The sequence below is a fragment of the Nocardioides plantarum genome (assembly GCF_006346395.1).
GTDB lineage: Bacteria > Actinomycetota > Actinomycetes > Propionibacteriales > Nocardioidaceae > Nocardioides > Nocardioides plantarum.
Map to the genome: position 1 here is coordinate 426333 of NZ_VDMS01000004.1, position 21652 is coordinate 447984.

Genomic DNA, 21652 nt, shown 5'->3' on the forward strand with positions numbered 1-21652 from the left:
GAGGTGCGAGGAGCCCCAGCGACGAGCCTCGAGACCCCCGCAGCCGCCGCTGCCAACCCACCACGCCGGTCGAGGCACCCCCACGCCGGTCGAGGTGCGAGGAGCCCCAGCGACGAGCCTCGAGACCACCGCCGCCGACGTTCCCAACCCACCCCACGCAGCCCCACCCATCAACCGCAGACCGATCAGTCCGCCAACAACCGGTCCGCGGCGGCGTACGGGTCACTGACCCCGGCGACGACCGCAGCCGCCAACCCATCGAGCTCGTCGCGCTCCCCCACCTGCGTCCACCGCGTGCGCAGCGCCGCGACCGCGATCGCCTCGATCTCGGCGCGGGCGCGACGCTCGCGCCGGCGCCGCAGCTCACCGGACTCCTGCGACCAGGCGCGGTGCTCGTCGAGCGCCGCTACCACCTCGGCCACGCCGTCGCCGGACGACGCGGCGGTCGTCAGGATCGGCGGCGCCCACGCTGCGGGGCGGCGGTCACCCAGGGCCAGCATCGAGCGCAGGTCGCGTACGACCTGGTCGGCGCCGCCGCGGTCGGCCTTGTTGACGACGTACAGGTCACCGACCTCGAGGATGCCGGCCTTGGCGGCCTGGATGCCGTCACCCATGCCGGGGGCCAACAGCACCACGGTGGAGTCGGCGAGGCCGGCGACCTCGACCTCGCTCTGCCCGACGCCGACGGTCTCGACGAGGACGACGTCGAACCCCGCGGCGTCCAGGACACGGATCGCCTGCGGCGTCGACCAGGACAGCCCACCGAGGTGGCCGCGGGCAGCCATGGACCGGATGTAGACGCCGGGGTCGTCGGCGTGGTCGCCCATCCGTACTCGGTCGCCCAGCAGCGCGCCGCCCGAGAACGGCGAGGACGGGTCGATCGCGAGGACGCCGACCCGTCGGCCGGCCTCCCGCAGCGCCGCGACCAGGGCGTTGGTGGTCGTGGACTTGCCGACACCGGGGGCGCCGGTGATGCCGACGACCTGGGCGTGGCCGGTGTGCGGGGCCAGCGCCGCGGTCACCTCGCGCAGCGCGGGCGACTCGTCCTCGACGAGGGAGATCAACCGGGCGACGGCCCGGGGCTCGCCACCCCGGGCCCGTGCGACGAGGTCGGGTACGTCGACCCGACGCCGACCGCTATGCCTTGGGGACACGCACGATCAGCGCGTCGCCCTGGCCGCCACCACCGCACAGCGCAGCGGCACCGACGCCGCCGCCGCGACGCTGGAGCTCGAGCGCGAGGTGGAGGACGACGCGCGCGCCGGACATGCCGACCGGGTGGCCGAGCGCGATGGCCCCGCCGTTGACGTTGACCTTGTCGTCGGGCAGGCCGAGCTCGCGGGCCGAGGAGATGCCGACGGCGGCGAAAGCCTCGTTGAACTCGACCAGGTCGAGGTCGGCGGGCTCGATGCCCTCCTTCTTGCAGGCCAGCGCGGTGGCGTTGGCCGGCTGCAGCTGCAGCGAGGAGTCGGGCCCGGCGACCATGCCGTGGGCACCGATCTCGGCGAGCCAGGTGAGGCCGAGCTCCTCAGCCTTGGCCTTGCTCATCACGACCACCGCGGCCGCGCCGTCGGAGATCTGCGAGGAGGACCCCGCGGTGACGGTGCCGGTCTTGGAGAAGGCGGGGCGCAGCTTGGCGAGGGAGTCGGCGGTGGTGTCGCCGCGCACGCCCTCGTCCTGGCTGACGACCACCGGGTCGCCCTTGCGCTGCGGGATCGAGACCGGGACGACCTCGTCGTCGAAGACGCCGTTCTTCCAGGCAGCGGCAGCCTTCTGGTGCGACAGGGCGGAGAACTCGTCCTGCTCCTCGCGGGTCAGGTTGGTGCCGGCCGCGTTGATCTCCTCGGTCAGCAGGCCCATGGCCTGCTGGGTGACCTGGTCGAACAGCGCGTCGTAGGCCATCGAGTCGACGAGCTTGGTGTCGCCGAACTTCGTGCCCTCGCGCGAGCCCATCAGCAGGTGGGGCGCGTTGGTCATCGACTCCATGCCCCCCGCGACGACGATCTCGCACTCACCGGCGCGGATCAGCTGGTCGGCCATCGCGATCGCGTTGAGCCCCGAGAGACAGACCTTGTTGATGGTGATCGAGGGGACGTCCATCGGGACGCCACCGGCGACGGCCGCCTCGCGGGCGGGGTTCTGGCCGGCGCCGGCCAGGATGACCTGCCCCATGATCACGTAGTCGACCTGCTCGCCGGTCACGCCGGCCTTGTCGAGCGCCCCCGCGATGGCGACGCCACCGAGGTCGGTCGCCTTGAGCGACTTCAGGCCGCCGAGCAGGCGGCCGATCGGCGTACGCGCACCGGCGACGATGACGGATCCGGACATGAGGTGCCTCCGCGGGTGGGAAAGGGTGGTCTGTCCGCGAGGTTACCGATCATTCACCTGATCCGGGCAGAGGGTACGACGGCCCGCGAGTGAGGCGAGGGTCACACGGACGCCCGGAGGTCGACAGCCCGGAGAACAGCACAATGGCCGCCATGACGCTCGAGATCCCCGACCACCTCTTCACTGCGATCGACCACGTCGGGATGGCCGTGCCCGACCTCGACGAGGCGATCGCGTTCTACCGCGACACGTTCGGCATGCGCCTCGCGCACGAGGAGACCAACCACGAGCAGGGCGTCCGCGAGGCGATGATGGCCGTCGGCGACTCCGGCTCCCACGTGCAACTGCTCGCCCCGCTCAGCGAGGAGTCGACGATCGCCAAGTTCATCGGGCGCAACGGCGTCGGCTGCCAGCAGGTCGCCTACCGCGTCACCGACGTCGAGGCGGTCAGTGCGATCCTGCGCGAGCGCGGCCTGCGCCTGCTGTACGACGCCCCCAAGCGCGGCACGTCCGACTCGCGCATCAACTTCGTGCACCCCAAGGACGCCGGCGGCATCCTCGTCGAGCTGGTCGAGCCGGCGGCGCCGACCACTTACTGACGGATCGGCCGTGCGGCCGGTCTCTGGGGCGCGGGGCGCCCGACGGCTCGGGTGACACAGCCGCGAACGCCCATCGGCGGCGGGCGCCGCCCGGCTCAATCAGCTCGAGCAGACCCAACCGGGGCTGATCCCTCCTGGGCGACAGCCACTTTCCACCGCGTTTGCACTGCCGGTCCTTGATGATGAGCGGCGTGGCGCTCACGCTGGGCGGTCAGGTCTATACACGTCCCTGGATTGACTGGTTCTAGCTCTACTCCGAGCAGACGACGACCTCGGTCTCCTCAGCCCACCTAGCGACCGTCGAGAGTACCGCCAGGTACTCGAGCGCCTCTTGTTCAGTCCACCCCGTCTCAACTGAATGCGCCGCGACGTTCCTGATACCGGCGTACGCACCCATTGCGAGGTTGTGCAGACCGTCCTGACGGGACTTCCATGTGTCTTGGTCTCGGTCGCCCGGTAGCCAGAGGCGGGTGGCCCCGGCCTTTGCCTTCTGCGAGAACAGGTCTGCAGCCATCTCCCGGTCGGCTAGCCTGCTCCCGGACTTCGTCTGCACAAAGGCGGTCAAGGCCTTCGCACCGGTTTCGACGCCAGCGGCGAAGTGTCCGGCTGTCCAAAATGCGGCTGCGGCATCCCAAACCCAGGGGTGGAGCGACTTGGCGTTTAGCGTCGGGGACTCGGTGCGGTTCATCTCAGCGACCGCATCGAGGTGCGTGAGGACGCCCTGAGCGTGTTGACCGTTCCTCACCCAGTACCAGGCCGGGTCGGAGCGGTCGTGGTCACCGAGGCCGGCGCTGATCGGGGGCTCATTCAGCTTCGCAAAGATGGCGTTCACTGCGTAGACGAGGCGTTGCAGCTCGTCATGTTGCTCGTGGGCCTCCTCCGGGACCTGCATCTCTTCGGCCATGTTGATGAGGTTGGACAGGCGGACGTACTCGTCGAGGATCCCGCGCATCCACTCCACATTCATGGCGGTCACGCTAGTTGCTGGCACGGACACGCACGGCAGCGCCGGACTGCGCCGCTCTACAGCCCTTCATTCGGCGTACTGCGAAGACCGATGGACGCGATTGTCGCAACGAGGACCATCGACCTTGCGTTTGCAGGGGCTGGCCAGACGGGACGGCCCAACGTGGACCCGACTGTCTTGGGTGCGTACGTGCCCTCCCCGGCTCACGCCTCACCTGCTGCCGCCTCGAGCCCTGAGCCCCGCCCTCCCGGTGACTCGACCGCGGACAGGACGTCCCAGACGACCCGGATGGCCCTTGCACCCTCGGTCTCGCCCGCCCGCGCGCGACCACAGGACGAGCCCGGCTTCACAGCCCGACCACCGTCATGCATACTGATAACGATTCTTATTAGGAGGCGGATCTATGAAGAAGACCATCCACCCCGCCTACGGGCCGGTCGCCTTCCGCGACCGCTCGACGGGCCACGTCGTGCTCACCCAGTCGACCTTGTCCTCGCGCGCGGACCTGCCGTCGATCGACCTCGAGGGGGCGACCTACCCCGTCGTCGACGTCGACACGAGCAGTGACAGCCACCCGTTCTGGACCGGGACCGCGCGCACGCTCGACTCCGAGGGTCGCGTCGAGGCGTTCCAACGGCGCTACGGCAAGCGGGCGGGCGCCGGGGAGCAGTCGCGATGAGAACGCCCTTGATCGTCGTGACGGGAGTGGACGAGACCGCCATGGACAGCGCGTTGATGAGCCTGTCGTGGGACCTGGCCAACGCCGTCGTGGTCCGCCACCGGATCGACCCGCTGCACCAGGTGCTGTCCCGCGTGGTCAGCGACGCGACCGGCGTCATCGAGCACGAGACCACCGCGCTGGAGCACGCCTGCACGAGCTGCGCGCTGAGGGAGGACGTGCTGCCCACCCTCGAGCGCCTGGCACGGGAGCACCGCTGGAGTGCCATCGTGGTCGGCCTGCCGCTCTCGATGGAGGCCCAGCAGGTCACCCGAGCGGTGTCTCGCGACCGGCGCCTGGCCCGTCGCCTCCGGCTGGCCCAGCTGGTCAGCGCGGTCGCGGCAGCCGACGTCGTCGACACCCTCCTCTCCGACGCGGCACTGGCCGAGCGTGGCCTCCACACCGGTCCCGACGACGACCGCGGCGTCGGCGAGGTGGCGTGCGCGCTGGTCGAGGCCTGCGACCTCGTGGTGCTCGACCGCGACCCGGGTCCGGAGGGGCTCGACCTGGTCCGGGCACTGGCTCGGCCCACCGCCCACATCGCCTCGGGGGCCGACTCGCTCGACCCCACTGCCCTGCTGGCGGGCCGTCACTCGCCCGCGGCCGCCGAGGCCTGGTCGTTCCCGATCGACGAGACCCCGCTCGCGACGTTGACCGGGAGCCTGGCCTGGCGCCTCGACCTGTGCTCGCCCCGCCCCTTCCATCCCGAGCGCCTGCTGGAGAACGTGGAGTCGCTCGGCGCAGGACCACACCGCTCCCGTGGCTGCTTCTGGGTCCCGACGCGGCCCGGAGCCCTCCAGCACTGGGCGGGAGCCGGCGGACAGCTCAGCATCGGCACCACGGGCAGGTGGGGACGGCGTACCCCGCTCACCCGGATCGTCCTGACCGGCCTGGGCCCGACGCCCAGCGACCTGCCCCGTGCGTTCGAGGACCTCCTGCTCACCCCGCAGGAAGGTCTGGAGGACCAGCGCACCTGGGCCGTCGTCGAGGACGGTCTGGAGCCGTGGCTCGGCGACGTCCTCGACGCCGCCTGACCCACTTCCACGCACCGACCACCAGAGGAGTCCCCATGGCCGTCCCCAAGCGACGCACGTCGCGCAGCAACACCCGACACCGACGCTCGCAGTGGAAGTCGACCCCGACCGACCTCGTGCCGGTGGTCGTCGCCGGCGAGGTCCACCGGGTCCCCCGCAGGCTCGTGCGAGCCGTCCAGCGCGGCCTCGTCGACCCCGTCACGGGGTCCGCGCGATGAGCGACCGCACGACGAGGTCCCGCGCGCCCGTCGTCCGGCGCAAGCGCAGGTCACCCCAGCTCCACCCGGGCGTGGCCAGCGTGGACTACAAGGACGTCGCGCTGCTGCGCACGTTCGTCTCCGACCGCGGCAGGATCCGCGCGCGCCGCATCACGGGGGTCACGCCTCGCCAGCAGCGCATGGTCACCCGCGCGATCAAGAACGCCCGGGAGATGGCCCTGCTCCCCTACTCCAGCCACCGCTGACAACAGCTCAGACCACTACCCGCTACCGACCATCCCCAGGAGGAACCAGATGAAGGTCCGCAACTCGATCCGCTCGGTCAAGAACCAACCCGGCTCCCAGGTCGTACGCCGACGCGGCAAGACCTACGTCATCAACAAGCTGAACCCCCGGCTCAAGACGCGGCAGGGCTGAGATGGCGCGCGTCTGCCAGGTCACCGGCACCACGCCCCAGTTCGGCAACCACGTCTCCCACTCCCACCGGCGCACCCGGCGCCGGTTCGACGTCAACGTGCAGAAGAAGCGCTACTGGGTGCCCAGCCTCGGGCGCCACGTCACGTTGACCCTCAGCGCACGCGGCGTCAAGACGGTCGACCAGCGAGGCATCGAGCGGGTCGTGTCCGACATCGTCGCCCGGGGCGGGAGGGTCTGATGGCCAAGAAGTCCAAGATCGCGGCCAACGAACGGCGTCGGCAGACCGTCGCCCGGTACGCCGAGCGCCGTGCCGCGCTGAAGCAGACCCTGCGTCACGCCGTCGCCACCGGCGACACCGAGGCACGCGACGGCGCCGTACGTGCGCTGAACAAGCTCCCCCGCGACGCGAGCCCCAGCCGGGTCCGCAACCGCGATCAGGTCGACGGACGACCGCGCGGCTACCTGCGCAAGGCCGGGGTGTCGCGGATCAACCTGCGCGCGATGGCCCACCGAGGCGAGCTGCCCGGGATCACCAAGTCCTCGTGGTGAGGACCCTCACCTGCCCCCGAAGGAGCCGTCATGGCCAAGAAGAGTTCCGACGTCCGTCCCAAGATCAAGCTCCGCTCGACCGAGGGGACGGGTTACACCTACGTCTCCACCAAGAACCGGCGCAACAGCCCCGACCGGATCGTGCTGCGCAAGTACGACCCGCGGGTACGTCGACACGTCATGTTCCGTGAGGAGCGCTGAGACCGACGCGATCCCGGCGGACGAGGCACCTGCGTCGCTCGACCGCGCGACCATCAGGTGCTCAACCCGCCAGGTGGCTCATCTCCGGGCGTGAGGCGACGCTGGTGTCGAGGATGCTGCGGATCTCCTCCGCCGCGGCGTCGTCGCGCTCCGGGAGCGCACCGAGGAGGTCCCTGACCTCGGCCGGGGTGCTGTACGTCGCCAGCTCACGGCGCATCGCGACGCGGGCGGCACGGTTGCGACGGCGCTCGCGCAGCTCGTCGGTGAGACCGGCCAGGCGCGGGACGAGAGCGGTGGTGGTGTCGGCGTGCGAGTGCGAGTTCATGATTTCAGTGTCCGCAGATCCAGGCCATGCGTCCAATAGCGTTGAGCGCACTGGTCCATGCACTAGCGTCATGGGATGGAGACGGACGTCCTGAGATGGTTCCAGCACGTGGTCGACGGGGTCACGGTCACGGAGGTCGCCGACATCTACGGCGTCAGCCAGCCCGGCGTCTCGCGAGCCCTCACGCGGCTGCAACAGGATCTCGGCACGCCGCTCCTCCACAAGAACGGCCGTGCCCTGCGTGCGACCCATGCCGGGATGGTCTTCAAGCGTCATGTCGACGCCCTCATCCACGACCTCGACGACGGCCTCGCGGCGGTCAACGAGCTCATCGACCCTGAGGCGGGCACGGTCACCATCGCGTTCCAGCTGTCGCTCGGCACCTGGCTCGTCCCCCGGATGATCGGCGACTTCCGGACCACCCACCCGCGGGTCCAGTTCCTTCTTGAGTCGTCCCACGACGCACTCGGGTCCTCCCTGGTCGCCCAGGGTCGGACCGACCTCGAGTTCACCGCACGCCGTCCCCGCAACCCCGACGTGCGCTGGGCGCCGCTCTTCGCCCAGCCCCTCTGCCTCGCGGTGCCTCCCGAGCACCGGTTGTCCGGCCGCGTCGAGGTCTCGCTGGCTGAGGTGGCGACGGAGGACTTCGTCATGCTGCGTCCGGACTGGGAGTTGCGCTCCCTCACGGACTCGCTGTGTGCCGCCGCCGGCTTCTCCCCCCGCGTGGCCTTCGAGGGCCACGACCTTCCCGTCGTCCAGGGCTTCGTCGCAGCCGGCCTGGGCGTCGCCGTCGTACCCGCCGAGGAACCGACGTCGCAGTCCGCACCCCACGGAACCGGACGACTGATTCGACTGACCGATGCGGGCGCCCACCGCGACGTCGGGCTGGCCTGGTCTCGGAGCCGACGCCTGCTCCCGTCGGCGAAGCTGTTCCGCGAGCACGTCATGAGAGCCGGGGGTCCTGCCTGGCCACAGGTCTCACCCGAGCGCACGCGCTAGGTCGTGTGGTCGGACTGCAGGACGACGACCAACAGCACTCCACGGTCCATGCGCGTCGCCACGACACGTGAACGTCATGCACTGACCACTAGACGTGACGTACGCCACATGTGAATATCCGAGTCCATCCATCGTCACTCGGGAGACACCATGACATTGAAGAAATGGGCAGCTCGCCTCGGCGCAGCCACCGCCGTCGGCGTCATCAGCATCGCCTCGGCGACACCAGCGCTCGCTGCCAGCGGGTCCGTGCTGTCCCTGAACCAGAACGCCAAGAGCATCTTCAACGACCAGAACGATGCGGTTTCTGCGTGCGACCGGACGGCCAACAACGAGTACGCCGTCGCCTTCATCGACGTCCGTCAGGCCGACGGGTCCTGGCTACGCCGACCTTCGGTCGTCGACACCGTCGCCGACGGCACCTGCAACACGGAGATCAGGAACGTCAGCCGCGAGGGGGCAGCGCTCCGACTCTGGTCCTGCGAGATCACCATCAACGGCACCCTCAACGCGTGCCGCTACATCCAGCTCGACGGCTGAAAGGACCATCCATCATGCGCACACTGATCTTGGCTACCGGTTCCGTGGTCTCGGCCACCGTTCTCGCCCTCACTACTGCATCGCCCGCTCTCGCCGCCAGCGGCGAGGTCTACTCGGTCGGAGCGAACGCCCGGAGCTACTTCAACGACCAGACCGACCGCCTCCAGGCATGCGATCGCGCCGAGAACGGCGAAGCAGCCGTCGCGTTCTTCGATGTCCGTCAGGCCGACGGGTCGTGGCTACGACGCGGTTGGGTCGTGGACGGAAACGCCGACGGCAGCTGCGTGGGCGAGACGGTAGGGGTCAACCGCGAAGGAGCCCAGCTGCGATTGTGGTCATGCGAGATCCGCAACGGGGCTCTCAACAACTGCAACTCGGGCATCCTGCCCGGCATCTGAGCCGGTAGCCGACCGCACGCACGACGAGGGCTCTCCAGCCATGCTGGAGAGCCCTCGTCGTCGACACCTGCCCGGTTGCCCGTGGCCGACACCCATCCGTCGCACGTCAGCGGGGTCTCAGCCAGCGCGCGTCACTTCACCTTCAGCGTCATCGACTTCGCCGCCGCAGCGACGGTGGCAGAGCCGAGGTAGCGCACGACCAGCTTGTGCGTGCCCTTCTTCAGCTTGGTCATCCGGACCGTCACCACGCCGTTGCGCAGGATGCCGGTGCCGACGACCTTGGTGCCCTCCTTGACCTGCACGGTTCCGGTCGGGACCACCCCGGTCGCCCGGACCGTCACGGTCACGGCCCTGGTGCCGGCCTTGACGGTGACCGTCGGGGTCGCCTTGGTCACCGTCAGGGTGCGGGCCGCGGACTGCGAGGCGCCGAGGTACGGCGACCCGCCGTACGACGCGGTGAGGACGTGGCGGCCGACCGTCAGGCTCGCCGGCAGCGCCAGCGTGGCCCGGCCCCCGACGAGGGTGCGGGTGCCGACGACCCGGGTGCCGTCCTTGATCGTCACGGTGCCGCTCGGCGCCGTCGGTCCGGTGACCGTCACCGTCGCGGAGACCGCCTTGGCGAACGGGGTCGTCGCCGCGACGGCGAGCGTGGTCGTGGAGGCCTGGGCGACCGCGGCGAAGTCGGCGCTGACCGTGCGGGCCTCCCCCAGCGTGACCTGGCAGGGCTCGGTGCCCGTGCAGTCGCCGGACCAGCCGGTGAAGGTGGACGTCGCGCCGGGCGTGGCGGTCAGCGTGACGACCGCGTCCGAGGGCAGGTCCACGGTGCAGGTGCCGCCGCAGTCGATGCCGGCCGGGTCGGAGACCACCGAGCCGGTGCCCAGGCCGGTGCGGGTGACCTTCAGGGTCCGCAGCGGCAGCAGGTCGAAGGTCGCAGCCACCTCGGTGGCCCGGTCGAGGGTGACCGTGCAGACGGGCTCGGCGGTATCGGCGCACGCACCGCCCCAGCCACCGAACGACGAGCCGGCCGACGGCGTGGCGGTCAGGGTGACCGAGGTGCCGTGCGCGTAGTCGGCCCCGCAGGTCTCCCCGCAGTCGATGCCCGCGGGGTCGGTCGTGACGGCGCCCTTGCCGGATCCGCGCAGGGCGACGTCGAGGTGCCGCGACGTCAGGGCAAACGACGCCGTCACGTCACGGGCGTCGTCCATGGTCACCGTGCAGGTGGGCGCCGTGCCGGAGCAGGCTCCGTCCCAGCCCGCGAACGTCGAGCCGGGCGCGTTCGCGGTCGCCGTGAGGACCACCGTCGAGCCCGCGTCGTACGACGCCGAGCAGGTCTCGCCGCAGTCGATGCCGGCGACGTCGGAGCTGACCGTGCCGGAGCCCGCGCCGCCGCGCGCGACGTTCAGCGCGTAGGGGTCGTGGGCGTAGACGGCGGTCGCCGTCGAGTCGCGGTCGAGGACGAACGAGCAGGCCTGGGCCTGGCCGGCGCAGGCGCCCGTCCAGCGCACGAAGTGGTGGGCGGGGCTCGGATTGGCGTAGAGCCGCACGGTGGTGCCGTTGTCGAAGGTCGCCGCGCACGAGGCCACCGCGCAGTTCGCGGGGTTGAGCGTCGAGGTGATCGATCCCCGACCGTCGTTGGTGATGGCGAGCGCGCGCGACACCCCGCGGAACCGTGCCGTGGTGTTCTTCGCCGCGTCCATGGTCAGCACGCACGTCGTCGCGGTGCCGGTGCAGGCGCCGGACCAGCTGTCGAAGCGGCTGTCCGGACCGGGCACCGCGACCAGGGCCACCGGGTCGCCCTGGTCGAAGGCGGGCGTGCAGGTCCCCGAGGTGCACGACGTGCCCGTGGCCGGGACGACGACGGAGCCGGTCGACGTACCGGTGCCGATGCCCTGCACCACGGTCGTCAGGGTCCGCCGGATCGGCTCGAAGACCGCGACCGCGGAGTGGTCGGTCTCGAACATGCTGAGGTAGCAGCTCCCTGCCGCGACCCGCCCCGAGCACGAGGCCCAGCGCACGAACTGCATGTTGGCGGCGGGCTTGGGCGTCAGCGTGACGTTCGTGTCGGACCGGTAGGGGAACCACGCCGTGCAGGTGGCGGCGCAGTCGAAGGACGGCGACGTGCCCGAGAAGGTCAGCGAGCCGGCGCCGGACCCGCCGGACGACGACCCGGTCAGACGCACCTTGTCGTGGGTGAAGGTCGCGGTCACGTCCCGGGCGACGTAGCCGACGGCGAGCTCGCAGACACCGGTCTGGTCGGAGCCGACGTTGGTGCACACACCGGGCGTCCATTTCGTGAAGGTCGAGGCAGCCGCCGGGGTCGCGGTGAGCGTGATCGTCGTGCCGACCTCGAAGCTGGCCCCGCAGTCCAGGCAGTCCGCGATCCCGGCCGGGCTGCTCGTCACGGTGCCCGCGCCGGTGTCGTAGGCGTTCGACGAGACGTAGACGTAGCCGGTCTCGAGCCCGAACGCCGCGCCCACGGTGACGTCGTCGTCGACGGACACCTGGCAGGAGCTGCCGCTCGTCGCGCGGCAGACCCCCGAGGTCCAGCCGTCGAAGACGGTGTGGGGGCCGGGGTGGGCGGTCACCCAGACCAGGCTGCCCGCCTGGTGTCGGGTCGAGCAGGTGTCGCCGACGGCACACTGGCTGTCGCCTGCGATGTCGGTCGTGAGGTAGCCGTGACCGTCGCCGCGAGGCGTCAGCGCGAGGCCGTATGTCGGCTTCGCCGTGAAGGTCGCGGTGACGGCCCGGTCGGCCGCCAGATCGGTGAGGTTGCACTGGCCCGAGCCGGAGCAGTCCCCCGACCAGCCGGCGAAGGTGGAGTCCGCGTCGGCGGTCGCACCGAGGCTGAGGTGGTCGTCGATGCCGAGCTCGACGTCGCAGACCTTCTCGGTGCACGAGAAGCCGGCGGGGGTGCTCACCACCGCGCCGTCGCCGCTGCCGGCGTGGGTGACCGTCACCGTGCGGGTGCGGTGCGCGAACACCGCGGTCACCTCGAGAGCGTCGGCCGGGGTGAGGGTGCAGGTCGTGGCGGAGCCGGAGCAGGCGCCCGACCAGTGGTCGAAGCGCACGCTCGAGCCGCTGTCCGAGAAGGCCGTCAGGGTGACCGTCTGCCCCGGGGAGTAGGTCGCCGAGCAGCCCGCGAGGCCCGCGGAGCCGCAGGAGATCCCGCCGCTCGACGCTGCGACGGTGCCGTGGTCCGCACCGGTGCCGGCGATGGACACCGTGATCCCCGGGGTGGTGATGAACGTGGCCGTGACGGTCCGGGCGCCGGCCATGGTGACCGCGCAGGTGCCGGTCCCTTCGGTGGCGCACGGGGCGGACCAGCCGGCGAAGGTGGAGCCCGCCGCGGGCGTCGCGGTCAGCACGACCCGGGCGAGGTCCGGGTACGACGCCGTGCAGGTGCTCCCGCACGCGAGGCCGGACGGACTGCTGGTGACGGTTCCGGTGCCGCCGCCGGCTCGCTCGACCCGGAGGGTGTTGAGCTCGAAGTGGGCCGTCGCGGTGGCCGCGTCGGCGAGCTGGGTCGTGCACACCACCGCCGTGGTGACGCAGGCGCCGGTCCAGCCGACGAACCGGGAGTCGGCCTGCCGCGGGACGGCGGTGAGCGACACGCTGGTGAACCGGTCGAAGTCGGCCTCGCACACGGTGCCGCAGTCGAGGTCGGTGCCACCGACACCGATCACGTCGCCCGTGATCGTGCCCGTGCCGGAGCCCGCGGTGGCGACCGCCAGGTGGCGTACGTCGCGGGTGAACTCGGCGGTCACGTCGCGGGCTCGGTCCAGCTCGACCCGGCACTGGCCGGTGCCGGTGCAGGCGCCGCTCCAGCCGGTGAACAGCGCGTTGGCCGCCGGGTGCGCCTCGACGAGCACGGACGCGCCGTGCGGGTAGTCGGCCGCGCACACGCCGCCGCAGTCCAGGGAGATGTCCTCGGGGAAGGCGCCCGCTCGGACGAACTCGCTGGTCACCGAGCCACTACCGGTGCCGGTCCGGCCGACGCTGAGCTGGTGGCGACGCAGGGTGAGCACCGGCGACACCGTCCGGGACTGGTCGAGGGTGACCGTGCAGGTGGCGCCCTGCGTGACGCAGGCACCGGTCCAGCCCTCGAGGACCGAGGTCTCGGGGTCGGGCACCGCGGTCAGGGTGACCTGGGTGCCGGTGTAGAAGTCGCGCTGGCAGGACGTCGTGCAGACGAGGCCGTCGACGTCGGTGAGGATCGTGCCGGTCCCGGAGCCGGTCCAGCCGGGCACGGTCAGGGTGTGTCGCGGCACCAGCGTGAAGGTGGCGCCGACGGTCCGCGCCTGGTCCAGGGTGACCGTGCAGGTGCCCGTGCCGGAACAGGCCCCGGTCCAGCCGGTGAAGGTGCTGTCGTACGACGGGGTCCCGGACAGCCCGGTGGCGGTGAGGGTGACGGTGGTGAACTGCTCGACGTTGAACCAGCGGTCCACACAACCGTCGCCGCACGAGATGCCGGGGGTGTCGCTGGTGATGAGCCCACCGCCCGAGCCGTGCTTCTCGACGTCGAGACGTCGCGAGTTCTTGGTGAACCCGGCGGTGATGCTCCGCGAGCCCTCCATGGTGAACGCGCAGGTCGCGGCCGACTGCTCGCAGGGATAGCTCCAGAACTGGCCGGTCGACCCGGACGCCGCATGGTGGGTGAGCACCACCTCGGCGCCGTACGGGTGCCGTCCGGAGCAGTCGGTCGCGCACGCGACACCGTCCACCGTGCCGGTCACGGTGCCGCTGCCGGCGCCGCCGGTACGGACGGTCAGGACGTTCTGCCGGAAGTTGGCGTAGAAGTGCACGTCACGGTCGCTCAGCGTGATCGAGCAGCTGCCGAGCCCGGGGCAGGTGCCGAAGCCGTTGTCCCAGGACCGGAAGACCGACGAGGCGTCGGGCGTCTGGGTCAGCGTGACCCTGGTCCCGGTGTCGACGTCCACGCAGCCGGAGCCGCACGGGAAGCCGGCGGGATCCGTGGCGATCGTGCCGGACCCGTTGCCGGTGATGCTCCAGGTGAGCCGGCGCAGCTGGTTGAAGGTGGCCGTCACGGCGCGGACCTGGTCGAGGGTGACCGTGCAGGTGGGGGTGGTGCCCGAGCAGGCGCCGCCCCAGCCGGCGAACCGCTGGTGGCTGCCGGGGGTGGCGGTCAGCGTGGTCGTCGCGCCGGTCGCGTACGTCGCCGCGCAGACGGTCGCCTTGGTGCCACAGGAGATCGCGCCGGAGATCCCGCCGGAGTCGGCGGTCACCACGCCGGACCCCGTGCCGTCGACCGCGACCTTCAGCTTGCGCGTCGCGGCGGGCGTGATGCTGACGAACGGGGCTCGACCGCCGGTCTCGACGGCGAGGTCGGGGGTGGTGCCGGCCGCGGCACGACCGGGGTCGACGTAGTTGGATCCACCGCCACCGCCGCCGTACGTCGTCTGGTAGTTGCCGCCCTGGCCGCCGCCGAACCAGCCGCCGCCACCGCCGCCGCCCCACTCGCCGTCGGACGTCACGCCGCCGCCGTTGCGGTAGAGCGCGGCCGCGCCGGTGCCGGTCGGGGCGGAGCCGAGGTAGGCGCCGCTCGACGCGAACGGGCTGCCGCCGAGCCCGCCACCGTGCAGGCCACCGGCACCGCCGCCGTTCTGGCCGTCGGAGCAGCCGCCGAAGATCGGCCAGCAGAAGCGCGAGTAGCCGCCCGGCCGCCCGGCGTCGCCGCCGGCGCCACCGTTGCTCCCGTTGGCCTCCGAGCCGCCACCGCCGCCACCGGCGGCGACGGCAAGCACGGCGTCGCCGTTGACCGCCGTGCCGGACCCGTTGCAGGAGGAGCCGTCGGTGCTCACCCAGGAGGCCCCACCGCCGCCCCCGCCGTAGTCGATGGAGTCCCAGAGTCCCCAGCCCTTGAGCGCGTCTCCGCCGCCGCCGCCGACGTGGCGGGCACCACCGCCGACCTGCTCGCGGCTGGAGCCACCGGCAGCGGGCGCGGCCACGACGTAGAGGTACTGGCCGGGCTCCACGTCGAGACGGGCGGTGACCTTCCCGCCCCGGCCCCCGGGGCTGCCCGGTCCACCGCCGGCGAAGCCGGCGCCGCCGACGAGCTCGACGTCGACCTGGCCGACGTTCGCGGGCACGGCGTACACCTGGCACGCGCCGGAGGCGGTGAAGGTCGTGGTTGGCTCCACCGCAGCGGTCGCCACGGCCGCGGCCGCCGGAGCGGCGAGGACGGGCGGAGCCGCCACCGTGAGCAGCGACGCGGCGACGGCCCCCAGGGCCAGCGCGGCTGCGATCCGTCGTCCGTGCGTGCCCGAGCGCCGCTGTGCCATGCCGTTCCCCCAAGTCACCGGGCCCGGACGGGCCGGTCGACGGTAGCCCGGCGGGGGAACCTCGCGCGGGGGAATGCCGAACATCCACGCCCGGCCCGACCGTGACGTCCGGCACACTCGGGGCGACACCCGGTTACCGGCCGGTATCTTGCGGGCTGGTCGCGCCCCGACCGCCTCGTCGACATCCACAGGAGACTTGAGACCGTGCAGCAGATCCTCGACGCCATCCAGGCCGCCAGCGCAGATCCGAGCAGCATCTCCAGTGAGGACTTCGCCGCGCTGGCCCTCCCCGACCACTACCGGGCCGTGACGGTCCACAAGGACGACGCCGGCATGTTCGAGGGTGTCGCCTCGCGCGACAAGGACCCGCGTCGCTCGCTGCACGTCGAGGACGTCGCGCTGCCCGAGCTCGGCCCCGGCGAGGCCTTCGTGGCGGTGATGGCCTCGGCGATCAACTACAACACCGTGTGGACCTCGATCTTCGAGCCCGTCTCCACCTTCGGGTTCCTCGAGCGCTACGGCCGGCTCTCCGAGCTCACCAAGCGACACGACCTGCCCTACCACGTGGTCGGCTCCGACCTGGCCGGCGTCGTGCTCAAGACCGGGCCCGGTGTGACCAAGTGGAAGCCCGGCACCGAGGTCGTCGCGCACTGCCTGTCGGTGGAGCTCGAGGACTCCGACGGCCACGACGACACGATGATGGATCCCCAGCAGCGGATCTGGGGCTTCGAGACCAACTTCGGCGGCCTGGCCCACATCGCGCTGGTCAAGTCCAACCAGCTGATGCCCAAGCCCGCCCACCTGACCTGGGAGGAGGCCGCCTCGCCGGGCCTGGTCAACTGCACGGCGTACCGCCAGCTGGTGAGCAAGAACGGCGGGCAGATGAAGCAGGGCGACAACGTCCTGATCTGGGGTGCCTCCGGCGGCCTGGGCGGCTTCGCGACCCAGTACGCCGTCAACGGCGGCGCCAACCCGGTCTGCGTGGTCTCCAACGACGAGAAGGCCGCGATCGCCCGCTCCATGGGTGCGGAGATGATCATCAACCGCGCCGAGGAGGACTACCGGTTCTGGAAGGACGAGCACACCCAGGACCCCCGGGAGTGGAAGCGGTTCGGCGCCAAGATCCGTGAGCTCACCGGTGGCGAGGACATCGACATCGTCTTCGAGCACCCCGGCCGCGAGACCTTCGGCGCCTCGGTCTACGTGACCCGCAAGGGCGGCACCATCACCACGTGCGCCTCGACCTCGGGCTACATGCACGAGTACGACAACCGCTACCTGTGGATGAACCTCAAGCGGATCATCTCCTCCCACTTCGCCAACTACCGCGAGTCGTGGGAGGCCAACCGCCTCGTCGCCCAGGCCAAGATCCACCCCACCCTCTCGCGCACCTACACCCTCGACGAGGTCGGCCAGGCCGCGCTCGACGTGCACCACAACAAGCACCAGGGCAAGGTCGGCGTGCTGTGCCTGGCTCCCGAGGAGGGCCTCGGCGTCCGCAACCACGAGCTGCGCGCCCAGCACCTCGACGCCATCAACCGCTTCCGCGGCGTCTGAGCCGCGCCCGGTCGGGCGGGTCGCCCACGACACGCTGAGACGCGCCGTGCCGGGCTGGGAACCGCGCGCCGGATCAGGGAGGATGGGCAGTCTTCCCCACCCCCAACCCCCAGTGAGGTTCACCGGATGACTGACCGAGGCCTGTCCATCTTCGACGAGGAGCCGGACGACACCGAGGCCCGCGAGGGATCCTCCGCCGTCCGCAAGGGGGGTCCGGCAGGGTCGCCCGACCCCGATTCCCAAGACACACAGGTCATCCCGGCCATCCCGTCCATCCCGGTCACCAGCCAGGGCGGCCGGGGCAGCCAGTCGGGCCGGTCCGGCCAGGGCGCCTCCGGCCGTACGTCGGCCGCGCAGCCCGCGCAGACCCCTCCCTCGGGTCGGCCGGTGATGCCCCCGGCCGCGCCGACGTCCGGTGGCCCCGGCGCCCCGGCCGCCCCGCCGGCCACCACCGCGGCACAGAGCACCTTCCCGGTGACGCGACGCAACGGCTACGACCGCGCCGCGGTCGATGCGCGCGTCCGCCAGCTCAGCAGCGAGAAGGCCGGTCTCAGCGCCAGCCTGACCGAGTCCGAGCGCCGGGCCCTCGAGCTCGAGAAGCAGATCAACGACCTGCGCGAGCAGCTCGCCGAGCAGAAGTCCCCCTCCTACGCCGGACTCGGCGGGCGCGCCAGCACCATGCTGCGCCTGGCCGAGGAGGAGGCCGACGAGATCCGTGGCGCCGCGCAGCGCGACGCCGCCGAGATCCGGTCCCAGGCCGAGCGCGACGCGCGGGCGGTCCGCGCCGACGCCTCGCGCGAGGTCGAGGACATGAAGATCGTGCAGCTGCGCGAGCTCGACGAGACGCGGTCCCGACTGGCCGCCGACGCCGAGCAGGAGCGCACCCTGGCGCGGGCCGAGGCCGCCGACATCGTCGCCGGCGCCCAGCGTGAGGCCGACCAGCTGCGGCTCGCGGCCCAGCAGGAGACCAGCGAGATGCGCACCGGCGCGACCCGCGAGGTCGAGCAGGCTCGCGCTGCTGCCGACCGCGAGGTCCAAGAGGCCCGGCGCACCCTCGCCGTCGAGAAGGAGCGGCTGGCCCGCGAGGCGACCGACCACCACAACACGGCCGTCGCCGAGACCAAGCGGCTGGTCGAGGAGGCCGAGCGCCGTGCGTCGGCCGCCGAGGAGCGAGCTGCCGCTGCGACCAAGCAGTCCACCGAGAGCCGCGCCGCCGCCGCCGGTGAGGCCGAGGGCGTGGTCCAGCGGGCCAAGCGCGAGGCCGAGCAGATCGTGGCCGCCGCCCGCCAGCAGGCCGAGTCGGTCCTGGCCAGCAGCGACGACGCCGCGGCGCGCGAGGTCGCCGCGACCCGGGCCGAGCTCGACCGCCTGGTCCGGCGCCGCGACTCCATCACCGCCCAGCTCGCCTCGCTGCGCGACGTGGTCGCCGGCTTCGCCGGTGACGACGACTCCACGGACGAGGACCCCGGGTCCGACAGTTGAGCCAGCCCGCCGAGGGCTCCGACCAGGCCGGTCCGGTCGAGCCGGGTGCGCCGCTGATCGAGGCACACCGCAGCAACGCGGCGGCCGAGGGTGACGGCGTACCCGTCGGCGACGGCGAGTTCGGCCGGCAGGGTGCGCCGTTCGACAAGCGCAGCCCGTTCTACCTCGGTTTCGTCGGCGCGCTCGGGGCGCTGACGGCCTGGTTCCTGTTCGTCGCGATCACCGGCATCGGCTCCGTGCTGATGCTGGTGGTCGTCTCGCTGTTCCTGGCCTGCGGCCTCAACCCCGCCGTGATGTTCCTCGAGCGGCGCGGCCTGCGCCGCTCGTGGGCCTGCGCCGTGGTCATCGTGGCCTTCCTCGGGGCGGTCGCCCTGTTCCTGGTCGCGATCGTGCCGGTGATCACCGAGCAGGTCACCCGGCTGACCGACAACGTGCCGGGCTGGCTCGACGACCTGCAGACCAACAAGAAGGTCCAGGAGCTCGACGACGAGTACGACGTCATCGCCAAGCTCAAGGAGTTCGTCGCCAACGGCGACTTCGTGTCGGGCCTGTTCGGCGGGGCGCTCGGCTTCGGCCTCAAGATCCTCTCGGCGCTCTTCAACGCCTTCATCATCGTCGTCCTGACCCTCTACTTCCTGGCCTCGCTGGAGACCACGAAGAACGCCCTCTACAAGCTGGCCCCCGCCTCGCGCCGCGACCGGGTCGCCCGGCTGGGCGACCGGGTGATCGTCAACATCGGCGGCTACGTCTCCGGCGCCTTCGTCGTGGCCCTGTGCGCGGGCCTGACGTCGTTGGTCTTCCTGATCGTCATCGGCCTGGGCGAGTACGCCGTCGCGCTGGCCTTCGTCGTCGCCGTGCTCGACGTCATCCCCATGATCGGCGCCACCATCGGCGCCGTGGTGGTGACCGCGATCGCGTTCGCCACCGACGTCAACGCCGGGATCGCCTGCATCGTGTTCTACGTGATCTACCAGCAGGTCGAGAACTACGTCATCTACCCGCGCGTGATGAAGAAGTCGGTCGACGTCCCGGGTGCGGTCACCGTGATCGCCGCCCTCGTCGGCACCGCCCTGCTCGGCATCGTCGGCGCCCTGCTCGCCATCCCCACGGCCGCCGCGATCCTGCTGATCTCACGCGAGGTCGTCGTCAAGCGCCAGGACGAGCGCTAGCCACGTCGGCCGAGGTGCGAGGAGCCGCACCCGACACCACGTCGGTCGAGGTGCGAGGAGCCCCAGCGACGAGCCTCGAGACCACCGCAGCCGACCCACCCGGGCCCACCATGGGGTGCGTCACCCCTGGACACCGATGAACCGGTCGTAGGCCCAGGCCTCCGGCGGGCCGGTGAGCAGCCGCTCGAACTCCGGGCCCGCCCAGGGCACGGTCGCCGCGGTGACCCGGCGGCTCGAGGGTGCCCGGTCGAACGGGTGGGCGACGCTCACCACGCCGCAGCTCAGCCGGTAGACGACGTCCCGCTCGAGGGCGACCTCATGGGCCGGGCCGTAGGGATCCGCATAGCCGCCGGTCAGCACGACGACCTCGGACGAGGTGCGCCCGCACGACTCGGCGACGGGCGCCTGGTCGACCTCGTCGAACGTGGTCTCGAAGTCGCTCCGGCCGATGGAGGCCGCGTAGTGCAGCTCGTACGTGCCGGCCTCCGTGGCCTCGTACGCGCACAGTCGCGCACGCACGAAGGGTCCGTTGCCCTCGACCGTGTTGTCGTAGCGAGGGTCGGGCACGGAGGCCATCGTCGGAGAGCACAGGTCGCCGGCCGTGGCGGTGCCCAGGATGCTCGCGGCAAGGCCGGGATCGTGGGCCGCCACGCTGACTCGCACACCCGCCTGCTCGATGGTCGTGCGCTCCCAGCCCCCGCCGAGGTCGACGGTGCCGACAGCCACGTCGGGAACGTCGAACCACAGGTACGGCGCCGTCGGGGTGGTGTCCGGGTCGAAGACACCGCAGACGTCGGTCGTCGTGATCGGGCGTCCGACGTAGGACTCACCCACGGGCGCGTCGCCACACGCGACCGGGTTGCCGTAACCCCAGTCGGCCGGCACGTCGACCTGCACCCCGCGCCAGTACTCGGTGCGGACCGGTCCGGTCAGGGGGGCCGGGGGCGACTGGGTCGGGTCCGTCGCCGCGGAGTCCGCGGGGGCCGGGGGCGACTGGGTCGGGTCCGTCGCCGCGGAGTCCGTCGCCGACGGTGGGCGGGTCTCGTCCCGGTCGACCACGGCCACCAGCACCCCCGCCACGGCGACGACCGCCGCGGCGGCACCGAGCACACTCACCCTCGTCGTACGCCGCCTGCGTGCCTGGCCCCTGGCTCGCGAGACCACCAGCGTGTCGACCTGCGCCCGGGCGGCCTGCTTCGCCAGGTCGGTCCGCACGACCTGCTCGAGCTCGTCGTCGTCCATCAGTGCTCCTCGGAGTTGTCGGGGTCATGGGTGAGCTCGAGGCGCATCGCCGTCAGCCCGCGGTGCACGTGCGAGCGCACGGTCGCCTCCGCGACGTCGAGGACGCGTGCGATCTCGGGGTAGTCGAGGTCCTCGTAGAACCGGAGCACCACCGCGGCCCGCTGACGGGGCGGCAGCGCGAGGCAGACCCGCCACACGGCGTCGTCACGGGCCACGTCGTCGCCCGGGTCTCCGCCGACGCTCGACGCGCCGTCACGGACCTCCGCGACGCTCAGCTCGCGACGGCCGCTCCGGCGCCAGGCCGACACGTGGGCGTTGACCACCATCCGGCGGACGTAGACGTCCGGGTCATCGGTACGCCCGACCCTCGACCATCTCGCGCAGGCCTGGGCGAGTGCCGTCTGCACGGCGTCGTCAGCAGCCTGCTGCGACCCGGTGACCAGGTAGGCGAAGCGCACCAGCCTGGCGAACCGCACCTCGACCCAGTCCTCGAAGGTCGGCGCGTCCGGGCCGAGGGTGGCGCGCGCGTCCGGAGAGCCGGGGCCGCGATCGGTCATCCTCACATCCACGCACAACACACGCCCGGGTGCGGGCCTGTGTTGCACTCAGG

General features: G+C 71.7%; 22 protein-coding genes. 15 read left to right on the top strand and 7 right to left on the bottom strand.

Translation table 11 applies throughout. From position 1 onward, the window contains the following. Positions 1-185 precede the first annotated feature (185 nt). Positions 186-1154 (bottom strand): methylmalonyl Co-A mutase-associated GTPase MeaB, encoded by a 969-nt coding sequence (meaB, locus tag FJQ56_RS18205; RefSeq protein ID WP_140010999.1) that lies wholly within the window; start codon positions 1152-1154, stop codon positions 186-188. Next, positions 1138-2328 carry an acetyl-CoA C-acetyltransferase gene (locus FJQ56_RS18210; protein WP_140011000.1) on the bottom strand — a complete coding sequence of 397 codons (1191 nt, stop codon included), beginning with the start codon at positions 2326-2328 and terminating at the stop codon, positions 1138-1140. Before FJQ56_RS18210 ends, meaB begins: the two co-directional genes overlap by 17 nt. Before the next feature lie 143 nt (positions 2329-2471). Here FJQ56_RS18210 and mce point away from each other — a divergent pair, with 143 nt between their 5' ends. Continuing rightward, positions 2472-2927: a methylmalonyl-CoA epimerase gene (gene mce, locus FJQ56_RS18215; protein WP_140011001.1), complete on the top strand. Its 456-nt coding sequence runs from the start codon at positions 2472-2474 to the stop codon at positions 2925-2927. 250 nt (positions 2928-3177) lie between these two features. Here mce and FJQ56_RS18220 read toward each other — a convergent pair whose 3' ends face one another. Continuing rightward, positions 3178-3894, bottom strand: a complete 717-nt coding sequence (locus FJQ56_RS18220; protein WP_140011002.1) for a TIGR02391 family protein — start codon at positions 3892-3894, stop codon at positions 3178-3180. 403 nt (positions 3895-4297) lie between these two features. Between FJQ56_RS18220 and FJQ56_RS18225 the strand changes: the two genes are divergently transcribed. The 8 genes from FJQ56_RS18225 to rpmG are packed head-to-tail and all read left to right on the top strand — an operon-like array spanning position 4298 to position 7031. Next, positions 4298-4573, top strand: a complete 276-nt coding sequence (locus tag FJQ56_RS18225) for a type B 50S ribosomal protein L31 (protein WP_140011003.1) — start codon at positions 4298-4300, stop codon at positions 4571-4573. Next, positions 4570-5646 carry a GTP-binding protein gene (locus FJQ56_RS18230; protein ID WP_140011004.1) on the top strand — a complete coding sequence of 359 codons (1077 nt, stop codon included), beginning with the start codon at positions 4570-4572 and terminating at the stop codon, positions 5644-5646. The genes FJQ56_RS18225 and FJQ56_RS18230 overlap by 4 nt, the downstream gene beginning before the upstream one ends. Positions 5647-5681: 35 nt before the next feature. After that, positions 5682-5864: a 50S ribosomal protein L32 gene (gene rpmF, locus FJQ56_RS18235; protein WP_140011005.1), complete on the top strand. Its 183-nt coding sequence runs from the start codon at positions 5682-5684 to the stop codon at positions 5862-5864. Beyond that, positions 5861-6109, top strand: a complete 249-nt coding sequence (rpsR, locus tag FJQ56_RS18240) for a 30S ribosomal protein S18 (protein ID WP_140011006.1) — start codon at positions 5861-5863, stop codon at positions 6107-6109. The genes rpmF and rpsR overlap by 4 nt, the downstream gene beginning before the upstream one ends. A 49-nt stretch (positions 6110-6158) precedes the next feature. Next, entirely contained in the window at positions 6159-6281 is a 123-nt protein-coding gene (ykgO, locus tag FJQ56_RS18245) for a type B 50S ribosomal protein L36 (RefSeq protein WP_140011007.1), read from the top strand. Between the two features lies 1 nt (position 6282). After that, positions 6283-6519, top strand: coding sequence for a 50S ribosomal protein L28 (gene rpmB, locus FJQ56_RS18250; RefSeq protein ID WP_140011008.1), 237 nt, complete (start codon positions 6283-6285; stop codon positions 6517-6519). After that, the gene (gene rpsN, locus FJQ56_RS18255) at positions 6519-6830 is read left to right on the top strand and encodes a 30S ribosomal protein S14 (protein ID WP_140011009.1); all 312 of its coding nucleotides are present in this window, start codon (positions 6519-6521) and stop codon (positions 6828-6830) included. Before rpmB ends, rpsN begins: the two co-directional genes overlap by 1 nt. Before the next feature lie 30 nt (positions 6831-6860). After that, on the top strand, positions 6861-7031 hold the full coding sequence (gene rpmG, locus FJQ56_RS18260; protein ID WP_140011010.1) for a 50S ribosomal protein L33: 171 nt from the start codon (positions 6861-6863) through the stop codon (positions 7029-7031). 61 nt (positions 7032-7092) lie between these two features. Here rpmG and FJQ56_RS18265 read toward each other — a convergent pair whose 3' ends face one another. Further along, positions 7093-7356: a hypothetical protein gene (locus FJQ56_RS18265; protein WP_140011011.1), complete on the bottom strand. Its 264-nt coding sequence runs from the start codon at positions 7354-7356 to the stop codon at positions 7093-7095. Positions 7357-7431: 75 nt separating this feature from the next. Between FJQ56_RS18265 and FJQ56_RS18270 the strand changes: the two genes are divergently transcribed. From FJQ56_RS18270 to FJQ56_RS18280, 3 genes are all read left to right on the top strand, one after another. Beyond that, positions 7432-8355, top strand: coding sequence for a LysR family transcriptional regulator (locus FJQ56_RS18270; protein WP_140011012.1), 924 nt, complete (start codon positions 7432-7434; stop codon positions 8353-8355). 150 nt (positions 8356-8505) lie between these two features. Then, entirely contained in the window at positions 8506-8895 is a 390-nt protein-coding gene (locus FJQ56_RS18275) for a hypothetical protein (RefSeq protein WP_140011013.1), read from the top strand. A gap of 14 nt (positions 8896-8909) precedes the next feature. Then, a complete protein-coding gene (locus FJQ56_RS18280; protein ID WP_140011014.1) occupies positions 8910-9293 on the top strand; it encodes a hypothetical protein in 384 nt (127 codons plus the stop codon). Between the two features lie 131 nt (positions 9294-9424). On the opposite strand, the gene FJQ56_RS18285 is transcribed toward FJQ56_RS18280, so the two are convergent. Beyond that, positions 9425-15592 (bottom strand): Ig-like domain-containing protein, encoded by a 6168-nt coding sequence (locus FJQ56_RS18285; protein WP_140011015.1) that lies wholly within the window; start codon positions 15590-15592, stop codon positions 9425-9427. A 204-nt stretch (positions 15593-15796) separates the two neighbouring features. Between FJQ56_RS18285 and ccrA the strand changes: the two genes are divergently transcribed. The 3 genes from ccrA to FJQ56_RS18300 all read left to right on the top strand — a co-directional run bounded on the left by ccrA (position 15797) and on the right by FJQ56_RS18300 (position 19800). Continuing rightward, positions 15797-17149, top strand: a complete 1353-nt coding sequence (ccrA, locus tag FJQ56_RS18290; protein WP_140011016.1) for a crotonyl-CoA carboxylase/reductase — start codon at positions 15797-15799, stop codon at positions 17147-17149. Between the two features lie 126 nt (positions 17150-17275). Next, positions 17276-18631: a coiled-coil domain-containing protein gene (locus tag FJQ56_RS18295; protein ID WP_140011017.1), complete on the top strand. Its 1356-nt coding sequence runs from the start codon at positions 17276-17278 to the stop codon at positions 18629-18631. Further along, on the top strand, positions 18628-19800 hold the full coding sequence (locus FJQ56_RS18300) for an AI-2E family transporter (protein ID WP_246084238.1): 1173 nt from the start codon (positions 18628-18630) through the stop codon (positions 19798-19800). Before FJQ56_RS18295 ends, FJQ56_RS18300 begins: the two co-directional genes overlap by 4 nt. A 120-nt stretch (positions 19801-19920) precedes the next feature. Here FJQ56_RS18300 and FJQ56_RS18305 read toward each other — a convergent pair whose 3' ends face one another. Beyond that, a complete protein-coding gene (locus FJQ56_RS18305) occupies positions 19921-21042 on the bottom strand; it encodes a hypothetical protein (protein ID WP_140011018.1) in 1122 nt (373 codons plus the stop codon). Next, a complete protein-coding gene (locus tag FJQ56_RS18310; RefSeq protein ID WP_140011019.1) occupies positions 21042-21599 on the bottom strand; it encodes a SigE family RNA polymerase sigma factor in 558 nt (185 codons plus the stop codon). The genes FJQ56_RS18305 and FJQ56_RS18310 overlap by 1 nt, the downstream gene beginning before the upstream one ends. Positions 21600-21652: the final 53 nt, after the last annotated feature.